This is a genomic window from Micromonospora sp. NPDC050795 (assembly GCF_044456785.1).
Taxonomy (GTDB): domain Bacteria; phylum Actinomycetota; class Actinomycetes; order Mycobacteriales; family Micromonosporaceae; genus Micromonospora.
In genome coordinates this window covers 1-11,358 of sequence record NZ_JBITGE010000065.1, presented here as the reverse complement: position 1 = coordinate 11,358, position 11,358 = coordinate 1, and the positions used below count along the sequence as shown (strand labels likewise).

Below are 11,358 nucleotides of genomic sequence, written 5' to 3'. Positions count from 1 at the left end.
TCCATCTTCCGACGCCAACACCAAGCCGAAGCCAAGATCAGCCACTACGCCCGACAAGCCCTCACCGAGCCCTGAAACAGATCTCCTGCTGGAGTTCTTAGGCGTGCAGGAAGTCGTTCTGTTCGACGACGGGTCGTTCCTTTGGGCGGTGGTTGCCGGCCTTACAACCCGCGAACGGGCCGCCGGGGTCGCGCAGCTTGTCCATCGTGTGCCAGAGGTGGTTCTGATGCCACACTGCCGGGTCGGACTGTTGGGCCTGCGGGCCGGTCCTTTCCTGCCAGGCCAGCCAGAGGCCGTGCAGGTAGGCGACCGCCTCCGGGTGTTCCCGCCAGCGCGGGCACCACGGTGCCTGTGAGGTGACCTCCGCGCCGTAGATCGGAATGAGCAGGTTCTCCACCCAGTAGATCAGGCGCTGTAGCTCTTCGACGTACTCGTGCCCCGCAAGGTACAAGATGAAGAACGGTTGTTGTCCGGCGGCGGGCTCCAACTCGGCGGGCTCCAACTCGTTCTGCGGGATCGGCTCATCCGTCTCGGCCAGGGTCATGTCGTACCTCTCCTCGTCTACGTCGTGGTCAGCAGGTCAGCGTGCTGGCGTCGCCCGGATCGACGTCCAGGATCGACGCGACCCGCTGGTAGGAATTGACTCGGCTGCTTATCTGGGCCGGGTTCCCACCGCCGCACTCGATACCGTTGACGATCCGGATGGTGGCCCCGTAGCCGCCGCCGCCGTTGATCGCGTCGTGTGCGGTCGTCGAGCCGGCGCTGGTCTGGGTCATCCAGAACCAGAGTGCGGTCTGCCAGGCGACCGACGAGTCGGTCTTCACCAGGTCGGGCTTGTTCAGCAGGTCGATGCCGAGCGCCTCACCGGCAGCCTTGTAGTTGTAGTTCCAGCTGAGCTGGATCGGTCCGCGCCCGTGATAGGCGGTCTGTCCGGCGGGGCAGCGGTACGCCCGGCTGAGGTCGCAGTAGTTGCCCCACGCGGCTTGGTCAATCTCCTCGGTTTGGACGAGGCCGCCGGATTCGTGGTCGATGTTGCCGAAAAAGGCGGCCAGTTCCCGGTTGCGGGCCTGCTCGTCACCGGTGCCCGCGAATGCGGGAAACTTCGTCATGGCGTCGGTGAGGCCGGCGTACGAGTACAGCGTGTTCCGGCTCGGGAATAGCTCATGGAACTGTGCCTCGCTGAACTTTGCTGCCGTCGTACTCGCCCTCTTGACCGGAGCGGGCGTGACCGTGCTCGCGGGTGTGGTCGGAAATTTCGCGGTGCCGTCGGTGGTGTAGGTCGCGAAGAGCAGCCGGACCTGGAACGGGTAACTCGTCGGGTCGATGACCGGCATGCCGCCGTTGAGTTTGACCGCTTCGAGGCCCATCTCGAAGGCCATCAGTGTCAGAGTGAGCCGGTCACCAAGGGCTTCGCCGGCGTCGGTCAGCTTCTTGATCTCCCGGGCCAGGTAACAGAAGTACCGTGCGTGGGCGTGAATGTCGTCCTCGGCGTCGAGCATCGAGGCTTCGCCACTGTCGTCGTCGTCCTCGCCGTACTTGTCGAAGATTTCCGGCGTCAACTGGGAGAGGCCGCTGCGTCCCTCCGGGCCCTTCTTCGTAGTGTCGAAGCCGGACGCGTATTCGATCTGCGCGGCCAGGATGATCGGGGTGAGCAGGTCGCAGCGCCCGGCGGCCTGCTTGATCGGGGCGACCAGGTCGGCGTCCGGCACCTCCGTCGAGGCGAAAGTGCCGGTGCCGTTGCCGCCGTGCATGTCGATGATGGCCTGGGTCCCGGGCGGCAGGGAGCCCGAGGCCGACGGATCCGGGACGGTGGTCATCGTCGCGCCGAACATGGACAGCGCGAAGAGAATGACGATCAGTGCCACCAGCGCCATCAGCGCGAGCGGCAGCAGCCCGATACCCGAGCCGAGAATCCAGAGAATCGTCGTGGCATCGAGCCGGAACACCGCGTGGGCGGCCTTTCCCGCCGTGGCAGCCTTACGGACCGGTCCGCCCGACATCCGGCTCAGCCCACCCGGCGCGGATGGCGCTGCCACGCCGCCGCCGCCCGCTCGGTGATGGCGTGCACCTCAGCCTCGGCGTCCGCGCTGATCGCCGCCGCGTTCGACTCCTTGTACCACGGTCGCAGCTGGATGAGGGCGGGCCTGATGCCGGTGGCCAGCAGCAGGGCGGTGCCTTTCGGTAGCGCCCGGATCTTGTCCGCCGGCATGGTCTGTTGCAGCCGGTACGACACCGACCGCGATCCGCCGCCTTTGCTGCGGCTGCGGCTGATCGTGCGTACGTCGTGCTGACCGACCAGGCGGGCGATCTTGTCCACGAAGTCGGCGTCATCGAGCCCGGCGCCGAGCAGCTTGATCGTGGCGGCGCTCCAGAGGGCGTTCATGCCGGCATCGCCCCAGACCTTCGCGCCCTGCCGATAGCTCTGCAGCAGGGTGACCACGCTGATACCGCGGGAGCCGAGGTGGCTGTAGAGGTCGGGCAGGTCGGCGATGCGGCAGACGTTGGCCGCCTCATCGAGGATCGCGGTCATCGGGGGGTCCAGCCGCCCGCCCATCCGCTCCGCGGCGACCACGGCGGCCCGGATGGTGGCATCGGCGATGCCCGCGATCACGCCGGCCGCGGAACCGCCGCCGTCCTTGGACAGTAGATAGAGAGTGTCCCGGGTGAGTACGTGCTCCTCCGGGATGTACTGCGGGCGGTCCGGGTCGGGGGTGACCCAAGCTTGGATCTCGGGGTCGAGAAGGCACGCCACGCACTGCCGGGCGGTCTCGTAGATGCCGTCGCGGGTCTGCACGGCGCCTCGTACGGTGCCCTGTAGCTGGTCCGCCATAGCCTCCAGGCCGTGGTCGCGCAGCAGGTCGATCGGTTGCCGGTCGGCGGGGTCGGCGAGCCAGCCCAGGAGTTCGGTGACCCCCGCACCGCCACGAGAAGCGGCGAGGAATAGGGCGGCCAGGGTGTTCTGCGCCGCGGAGATCCAGAAGTCCTTCTTGGAAGCGTCGTCGTTGACCGAGCTGACGAAGTGACCGGCCAGTCGGCGGGCGCCCTCCATGGTGTGGCAGTCGGCAAGGATGTCCCACCACATCTCCCGCTCGGAGTACGCGATGCCCTGCGGGTCGAAGGTCCACACCCGGCCGACTTTCCCGCGCTCCCGCCGGGTCACCGCGAACACGTCGGACTTGTTCGAGGTCAGCAGTACCGCGCCGGGGGCGCGCAGCACCCGCGGGATGGCGATACCGGTGGATTTTCCGGCCCGCGGCGCCATCAGGTCGAGTTCGACGTCCTCGTAGGAGGAGCGCAGCTCGGGTCCCTTCGGGCTCAGGTCACCGAGCAGGTTGCCGGTGTCGTCCGGTCGGGGGTGCTCGACCTCCTTGAGTGACGGCCGCAGGGAACGGGCTCGGGCCTCGATCTGTTTGGCCATCAGTGAGCTGAGCTCGCCGCGTCGGGCGAGGCCCTTGGTGTGGCCCTGCGAACGCAGCATCGCGCGGACCAGCATGACAATTGGGGCCACCGTCGGTAGGACCAGTGCGAGCGCCCCGCCGTAGACCGCATAGGGGGAGACGCCCGGCCACACCGCTGCGGACCCTTGGGTTATCAGGGTCAGGTATACCTCGATGGTCGCCGGGGGTGGCTGCCAGCCGTGCCCGGTGAGGGCGGCACCGACCGTGCCGCCCAGCCACAGCAAGCCGAAGATCACCGTATTGAACAGCGCAAATCCAGGTATCATCCACGCCGAGAATTCGTTGGCACGGCCGGTCCCTCTATGCATCGAGATCCTTCTGGTCAGGCCGGGAGAATGTCCCGGACAGGTCCCGCCGGGAGGGTCTCCACGGACAGGTCTCCGCCACGGACGGCGCGCATCACCGCGGCACGCTCGGCCATCACCCGGTCGGCGTCACCGTCGGCGATCCATCGGGTGTTCGTATCGTGCAGGTGACGCTCGGTGTCGGTGATCACGACCCGGATCGGGATACCCGGCCGGCCGCCGACCTTGATCAGGAAGCGGCCACGGCCGGGTGGTTCCTCGTTCGACCCGTTCTGTGCCCAGCCCGGCGGCGAGGACCAGGAGGAGACCATTTCGATCTCGCGGCGGGACAGGCCGATCACCCGGCCAAGCTCTTGCATCTCCGAACGGGGCAGCCCGGCGCAGGCGACCATGCCGGCGCGCTCGACGAAACCGCGGGCCTTGGCCTTGTCGGACTCGGAGCCCAGCGCCTCCGCGTCCTTGAGGGTGTGGGTGATCTTCGCGTCGGCGAGGCCGAGCGTCCGGTTCAGTCGGGTGATGGCGTCGACCCGGTCGACGATGCCGGAGGCCGCACGTAGCGGGCGCCACAGCTCGTCGAGGACAGTGAAGAACCAGCGGCGGGGCGCGAGTCCGGCGTCGGCCAAGGCGTGCGAGGCGGCCACCGTACCCAGGCCGTCGGACCAGGCCGCGAGCATGGCGGCGGCAGTCAGCTGGCCGTCGGCTTCGCCGATGCCGGAGATGTCGATGCACACCGCAGTGGCGTCCGGGTCGATGCGGGTGGAGGTCTCCGAGGCGAAGGTGTCGCCCAGCGGCCCGTCGAGGATGCCGAGCAACGACCGGTGCAGCGGGTCGACGGCGTCGCGATACCGCGACTCCTCGCCCCGGTCCAGGGTGACCTGACGGACGCGCGGTGGCCCCTCCTCCAAGACCTTGAGTAGTTGCGGCAGGCGGAACGTCTGCCCGTCCGGGGTACGTTCGCGTAGATGCCGCAGGCATGCGGACAGCACGGACTGCTCGTGGTCGCTGATCGGCCGGCCCCGGACGATGGTGAACAGCGCCGCGACGATGTTGAGCACCCGACCGTGCGTCTCCGAGGCCAGGGCTTGGCCCGCCGCGCCGCCGATCCTGGTGGCGGCCGCGCCCATGGCGCCCGGGTCCAGGATGTTGAGGCCGCCGACGCCGCGGGCGATGGAGATGACCTGACCGCCGAGCGCGCGGACGGTGTCGGCATAGTCGGGTTTGAGGTCGCCCAGCACCAGCGGTACCACGCCCTGCGCGGCCAGGCCGATCAGCATCCGGTTGATCAGTGTCGACTTGCCGAGGCCCGGCATGCCCAGCATGAACAGCGACGGGTTGGAGATGTACCGCGCCCGGGTGAACCAGTTGAACGGGTCGCCGCAGACCGTGGCACCGGTGCTGATGTTCTGCCCCAGCGGCACGCCGGTCATCGGGGCACCGGATCCGGAGACGAACGGCCACAGACCGCAGGCCTGCACCGTGGTGGCGCGCCACAGGGTGGGGCCGTCCAGCGGATTGACCCGGCCGCCGCCCGGGGCGAAGGAACCTCGGTGCGGAACGGCGTCGTCGCGGTTGGCCCTGGCCAGGCGCTGCAGGTGCCGCTTCTCGGCCTCGGCTGCCCGGGCCTGCGCCGAACGCCGTTTGCGCTCATCGCCCGCGCTTCGCCCGCCAATCTCGTCGGGTTCCCGGCTCTGCAGCTCGAGCGGCGGTACTACCAGGCCGGACAGCGCGTTGTCCGGCCCCGAGGTGTCCCTCGGCCAGCCCGCGCCAAGATCCAGCACGCGCGTCACAGCGCCTCCTTCAGTTCGCTCGGCAGCATGCTCTGCTCCCAGGGCAGGATGCCGGTCGGCAGGGAGCAGGTGAATGCCGCGGCCTGCAAGCGGTCGGCCGGGCGCATCGCGATCCGGGTGGCACCCAGCAGATTGCGCATCGTCACGTTGGCGTCGGCGATTTCCGCGATCGAGTCGACGGTGAGTGTCACCGCCATCGAGAACTCGACCAGGCCCGCCCCGGATGCCTCCTCCGCGGCAGTCTGTTCGGCCGCCTGGACCTCCGCCGTCGCTCGGGCTCGGACCATTCCGCGGGTGGAGTTGGCCATGAAGTGGGCGTTGCGGCGGTCCGCCTCGACGAGCCGGGCGGAGGTCGCCGGATCGAGCGGGCGATAGATCAGGGCGACCCGCTTACGGCGGATGCTCGGCGAAGGGCCGAGGAGGCTCCGCAGGATGCCGGACTGCACCACGCCGCGCGGTGCCAGGGTCAGCAGCCAACTGCGGGACACCCCGGAGTCATGCTGGTAGGAGGTGACCGTCTCCACGGCCGCGGCGGGTCCCGCGTCGGACCACTCCAGCCCGGTACGACCGTGCTGGGCACGAACGGAGACTACCTCCGAGGCGGCAGCCGGGTCGTATGCGATCCGTATGACCTCGGCGATCCGCTCCGCCGACAGCGGTTCCGCCCATCCACCACCGGCCGCGACCAGCCCGCGGAGCAGTCCCTGCAGGCGCATCCCGAGGTCGATGAGGACCTCACCCTTGTCGGACCGGGTGCCGCCTGGCGCGGCATAGGTGAGGGTGATGTAGGTGTTCATCTCCGACGACGCGTCCGGGTAGCTCGCCACCACCTCCTCCATCACGGCGCGGGCGGCGAGCGGCGCATGCGGGGAGAGGTGGGCTTGCACCTCTGTCGCCAGGCGGGTGCCCGGATCCGGTGCCGTCTCGACGACGACGGAGGCGCCGCGCAGCCCCGGCTCGTGCGCCAATCGGGACAGCCAGTTGCCCCACATCGCCACCCAGGTGTCCACCTGGTCGGGGTCGACCAGCGATCCGCCGTCCGGTTCGCAGCCGATCACGACGGTGTAAAGGTTGCGGTTGCGGTGGTGCAGGATGCCGAATGGGCGATCGTACGGGTCACGCCCCTCGAGCATGACCACCCGGCTGAGTAGCCCGGGCGGGCGGAACCGCCCGCCCGGGCGGGCGGACAGCGGGCCCGATACGTACAGGTGCTGCCCGCTGGACCTGCGGCGCACCCAGCCGAGTCGTACCCCCACCAGGTGGTACAGGTTGCGGCCGTCCTGCGTGCGGACCGCCAGCGGTGCCAGCGTCACGGCAAACGGGATGCCGACCACTACCGCCGCGTTCAGCGACAACAGCGACGTGAGCAGGACCAGGACGAGAGCCCCGAACAGGCCGAGGGTACCGACCAAGCCCAGCGAGCCCAGGCCTGCCTTGCGGGGTCGGCGCCAGTTGCCGTACGTCGGCACACTCATGGATTCCGATGTCATGTTTTCCTCCTCCGCCTGGACGGCGGTCATTCATCTGGTGAGGCACCTGGTAGGGCGCCCTGGGCGACCCCGCTGGCATGCTTGTAGCCGGAGGCCACCAGGCCGGTCCCGGTTTGGGCGACTGCGGCCACACCGTGCGGGATGAGCCTGAGCCCCCGGAGGGCAACCTGGCCGGCCCTACGGGCCTGGCGATGCCTCCTGCTCCTGCTGATACCGCTGTCGTCGGCCTCCGTCGGACCGCCGCTGTCGTCGGCGCCGGTGGGTCCGGCACTGCTGTCGGCGCCCGTAGCTCCTGCTCCGCTGTCGGCGCCGGTGGGTCCGGCACTGCTGTCGGCGCCCGTAGCTCCGGCACCGCTGTCGGCGCCGGTGGGTCCGGCACTGCTGTCGGTGCCCGTAGCTCCGGCAACGCTGTCGGCGCCGGTGGGTCCGGCACCGCCGCCGTCGTCGGTGCCTGTGGCTTTGCCCTTGCTGTCGGCGCCTGTGGCTTTGCCCTTGCTGTCGGCGCCTGTGGCTTTGCCCTTGCTGTCGGCGCCTGTGGCTTTGCCCTTGCTGTCGGCGCCTGTGGCTTTGCCCTTGCTGTCGGCGCCCGTGGGTTCCGTACTGCTCTTTCCGCCCCCGGATCCGCGGCCACCGGACGTTGCGCCCCCGACGTCGCCGACCTTCCTGGCCCCGGTAGCAACGACGCGGCCAGCGGAGGCCAGGGCGCCGGTCGCACCGCCCATGCCGTCGTCCTTCGCGCCGATCGCCGCCATTGCCGGCACGACCAGCCTCATCAACGCGGGCAGGGCGACACCAGCCAGCAACAGGATGCCCGCTCCGGCGAGTTTGTACTGCTTGGCCTCACCGCCGGTCTGGCCGATCATGGCAGCTCCTCCGTACATGATCAGACCGACCGTGGGCTTGTAGAGGAGCCAGGCGACCATCCAGGCGATGTGCTTGCGCCACCATTCGCTGCCGGTCTCAGTCATGGACGCCGCCGCGGCCAACGGAAGCGTGCCGATCAGCAGCGTCATCAGGCCGAGCCGGATGTACATCAGGATGACGTGTACCACGCCGGCGACCAACAGCAACAGACCGATGATGATCAGCAAAAAGGCGGTGATCCCGTCGGTGCCGCACTTGGAGATCAGTTCGAGCTGCGCCTTGATGCCCTGGTCGTAGAGATGCGTGCTGTAGGAGTCCGCCTCGGCGGCGAGCCAACTGGCCACGGTCCAGGCGACGGTCGTGGCGAAGACCATGCGGACCAGGCCCTTGAGCGCCTCGATGCCGGCCTGACCTTTGCGCTCCAAGGCCATCCGGAACGCCGCGACCAACAGCGATGCGACGGCGAGCACGACGACCAGCCAGTTGGTCTGCAGGTGGATCTGACCGTTGATCGCCTCGCCGTCGTTGGCGAGGGTGGGGACGTTACCGAGGTCGCTGAAGAGGTCAACGGCCGCTCCCATGATGGACGCGGCGATGTCACTGAGCACTCCGTCGATGCCCTGGGAGAAGAAGCCCACGACGTCGCCGACGGGCCCGATGTGCACCACGTCGCCGGTTACACACCCGGCCATTTCAGGACTTCTTCCACAGCACGTACCCGGTGAGCGAGAGGACCGGCTTGACCTCGGTGTACAGGCCGCCGGTGCTCTGCGGCCGCAGCTTCCAATCCACACCGTCCCAGACGACGGTGTAGTCGACGGACACGTACGCAACGGCGGCCTGGCGGACGAGGATCCGGACAATGGCCCTCGCCGGCGAGTAGTCGACCACCATGAACCCGGCCAGGGCGTTGGTGGTCGGCTTCGATCCGGTGTCCAGCAGCGATTCGCGCATGGACTCGTAGTAGTCCCGGCTGAAGCCGGGAACGAGCTGCTGGTGGGTGACCGTGCGCCAGTCGGGGCCGCTCATCTGACGCGGGATGACGTTTGCCGCCATCACCGCGCCCATCGGGGTGTGCGCGAAGCACCACCGCAGGGGCCCGATTGTCCGCAGCGGTCCCGCTGAGGCGGATTGCGGAGTTGAGGCGCCGTTAAGCGGCCACCAGGTGACGTCCTGCGGTGCCGTGGCCGGGATCCCCTGTTCGGAGTCGTCGGTACGGCACTGCTGCGGCCGCGACCCGTCGGGGTCGAGGTCGCCGATGATGGGCCCAGAAGTCGCCGTACCGGCACCGGATCCGCCGCCACCACCGATCATCGAGGCCGCACCGCCGCACACCGTGATCGCGAGGAACGCCGCCGACAGCTGCCAGCGCCGCTGCCGCCAGAACGGCGTTGCCTCCTCGTATGTGCTGGACTCCGCCTCGCCGGAGATGAGCCTCAGTTTCATGGATCCTGCCTCCTAGGTGACGCGGTAGGCCGGCGTCAGGGGGCCGGAGGGGTCGGGGTCGGGGAAGTCCCGGCGGCTTCTGTGCCGCCGGCGAAGAACCAGGTGATCAGAGGGCCTGCGGAGGCAACCATCACGCAACCCCCCAGCACCAGGCCCAAGCGGCTCATGTGCTCGGACCCCTCGCCCCGCTTGAAGGACATGGCCATGACCGTGCCGCAGGCGAGTACACCGACGACACCGGCGGCCGTGCCGGCCCAGGCGAGCAGGTTGAGAAGATCCTTGACCGCGTCGGAGAGTGCCGTCGGAGCAACACCACCCTTCTCGGGCACGGGAACATCGCGGGGGATCATCAAGAGTGCCTGGCGATAGATGTCGGACAGTGTCATTGCTTCTCCTAAGAAACGTGATTCTGGCTTCACTGGTCGAAACCGAGGAACTGAACAATCGGCCCGGCGGAGGCAGCCAACACGCACGCCCCGCAGATGAGGGAGATCGGCCGGATGTACTCGTTAGCCTGCTCGCCGGGCACGCCGTGGCGCAGTTGCATCGCCATCAGAGTGCCGGTGATGAGCAGGCCGGCGACGGCGGCGGCGGAGACGCACCACGCCATGAGGTTGAGTATCTTCATCATCGGCTCGTTGGGATCGTTGACGTTCAGCGTGTACGGCTCGATGGACGGCCGCGTGTAATCGGTCAGCCCACCTTTCGGCCAATCGCATCTGAGCGCGCCATTCATGGCCGTACCACTGATGTGGCACTTGCTTCCGCCGGTGATGTCGAGGTCGTCCTTCGTCCTCGAACTGTTGCCGAGCGTGAGGAACTGCTCGAAGTCGATCTCCAGGTTGTCGCCCTCGGTGTACGGGACGGTGAGGGAGAAGGTCTTGTTCCGGTCCGCGGTGATCCCGTCCAGGCGTTCGGTGCACACCCGGTCTCCGTTCTTGGCCGCCTTCGTGCGCTTGGTGGTGTCGCTGCTCAGGCAGACCCGATAGTGGTACTGAGCGCCTTCAGCGTCGAAGGCAATGGTGTACGTGTCCGCCTGGCCCGCCGCTGCCCGGCCGGGCGCGAGCACGACTAACGCCAGGAGTCCCATGACGAGAGCGACCCTTCGGGCGGCGTGTGTCGCCCCGGTCATGGCCGCCCTCCGAGCGCGCCCGGGCGGACGTCCGCGATGCCGGACAGCCGGACCAACTGTTTCGGCAACTGTCTGGGCGCCTCACCCAGGCGGAGGGAGGGGATCCACGGCACCCGGTGTACCGGGGCGACCGACCGCATCATGCGGATCCGGCCGGTCAGGGCGGCCGGGAGCCGACCTGGGGCGTCGGCCACGAGAACCACGCCCAGCAGCCGCATACCCGCAGGGTGTCGCCCCTCTTGCAACGCGCGCAGTGCCCGGGAGACGGCCCGCAGCCCGTCCAGGTTCGTCCGGCCGGTCAGCATGACCTGGGCGGGCTCACCGATCCTCGCGTCCGGCCAGCGGCAGCCGATGTCGGTGCCGCCCAGCAGCCTTGTCAGCGTGGTTCCGCCGGCACCGCCGTGCGCGCCGATCCACCCGATGCCTTCCTCGGACAGGGCGTCGTCGCGCCCTGCCACACCTTCGCGCCCTGGTGTCCTCGGCCCAGGCATCCGCACCGGCGGCTCCTGGAATTCCCCGGCCTGCTCACCCATGACTTCTCCTCCTTCCTGACCTGCCCGGCGTGATCACACCACCGCCTCGGTCCGGTTGACCGTTGACGGCCTTTCTACGAGCCGCACGTGCGGCTCGTTCACCAGAAGCTGAGATTCCCGCCGGGCCGGACACCCTGGACCCCAATGGCGCTTCTCTAAGGAGGGTGTCTCAGTTGGTGAGGTTGTGGCCTCGGGCATGGTCTTCTATTTGTGGCGAATGTTGTCGGGGACATGATCCAGACCTGGGTGCCGGAGGACTTGTGGGTGGTTGCGCAGCCGTTGATGCCGGTTGCTGCGAAACGGCCTCAGGGTGGTGGGAAGCGCCGGGCTGACGACCGGGCTG

10 protein-coding genes are annotated in these 11,358 nt (G+C 68.6%); all 10 read right to left on the bottom strand.

Annotated elements, in window-relative coordinates; all coding sequences use genetic code 11:
• Positions 1-97: 97 nt before the first annotated feature.
• Positions 98-544: a DUF4913 domain-containing protein gene (locus ACIBEF_RS31580; protein ID WP_396797057.1), complete on the bottom strand. Its 447-nt coding sequence runs from the start codon at positions 542-544 to the stop codon at positions 98-100.
• A 28-nt stretch (positions 545-572) separates the two neighbouring features.
• Positions 573-2,000 (bottom strand): glycoside hydrolase family 19 protein, encoded by a 1,428-nt coding sequence (locus ACIBEF_RS31575; RefSeq protein ID WP_396797055.1) that lies wholly within the window; start codon positions 1,998-2,000, stop codon positions 573-575.
• 5 nt (positions 2,001-2,005) lie between these two features.
• Complete coding sequence (locus ACIBEF_RS31570; protein ID WP_396797054.1) at positions 2,006-3,694, bottom strand: TraM recognition domain-containing protein; 1,689 nt, start codon at positions 3,692-3,694, stop codon at positions 2,006-2,008.
• An 86-nt stretch (positions 3,695-3,780) separates the two neighbouring features.
• Positions 3,781-5,550 (bottom strand): ATP/GTP-binding protein, encoded by a 1,770-nt coding sequence (locus ACIBEF_RS31565; protein WP_396797052.1) that lies wholly within the window; start codon positions 5,548-5,550, stop codon positions 3,781-3,783.
• Positions 5,547-7,040, bottom strand: a complete 1,494-nt coding sequence (locus ACIBEF_RS31560) for an SCO6880 family protein (protein ID WP_396797051.1) — start codon at positions 7,038-7,040, stop codon at positions 5,547-5,549. The genes ACIBEF_RS31565 and ACIBEF_RS31560 overlap by 4 nt, the downstream gene beginning before the upstream one ends.
• 26 nt (positions 7,041-7,066) lie before the next feature.
• Positions 7,067-8,596 carry a hypothetical protein gene (locus ACIBEF_RS31555; protein ID WP_396797050.1) on the bottom strand — a complete coding sequence of 510 codons (1,530 nt, stop codon included), beginning with the start codon at positions 8,594-8,596 and terminating at the stop codon, positions 7,067-7,069.
• 1 nt (position 8,597) lies between these two features.
• The gene (locus ACIBEF_RS31550; protein WP_396797049.1) at positions 8,598-9,350 is read right to left on the bottom strand and encodes a hypothetical protein; all 753 of its coding nucleotides are present in this window, start codon (positions 9,348-9,350) and stop codon (positions 8,598-8,600) included.
• Positions 9,351-9,385: 35 nt separating this feature from the next.
• Positions 9,386-9,736: a hypothetical protein gene (locus ACIBEF_RS31545; protein ID WP_396797047.1), complete on the bottom strand. Its 351-nt coding sequence runs from the start codon at positions 9,734-9,736 to the stop codon at positions 9,386-9,388.
• Between the two features lie 29 nt (positions 9,737-9,765).
• The gene (locus tag ACIBEF_RS31540) at positions 9,766-10,440 is read right to left on the bottom strand and encodes a hypothetical protein (RefSeq protein ID WP_396797046.1); all 675 of its coding nucleotides are present in this window, start codon (positions 10,438-10,440) and stop codon (positions 9,766-9,768) included.
• Between the two features lie 38 nt (positions 10,441-10,478).
• On the bottom strand, positions 10,479-11,015 hold the full coding sequence (locus ACIBEF_RS31535) for a hypothetical protein (RefSeq protein ID WP_396797045.1): 537 nt from the start codon (positions 11,013-11,015) through the stop codon (positions 10,479-10,481).
• Positions 11,016-11,358: the final 343 nt, after the last annotated feature.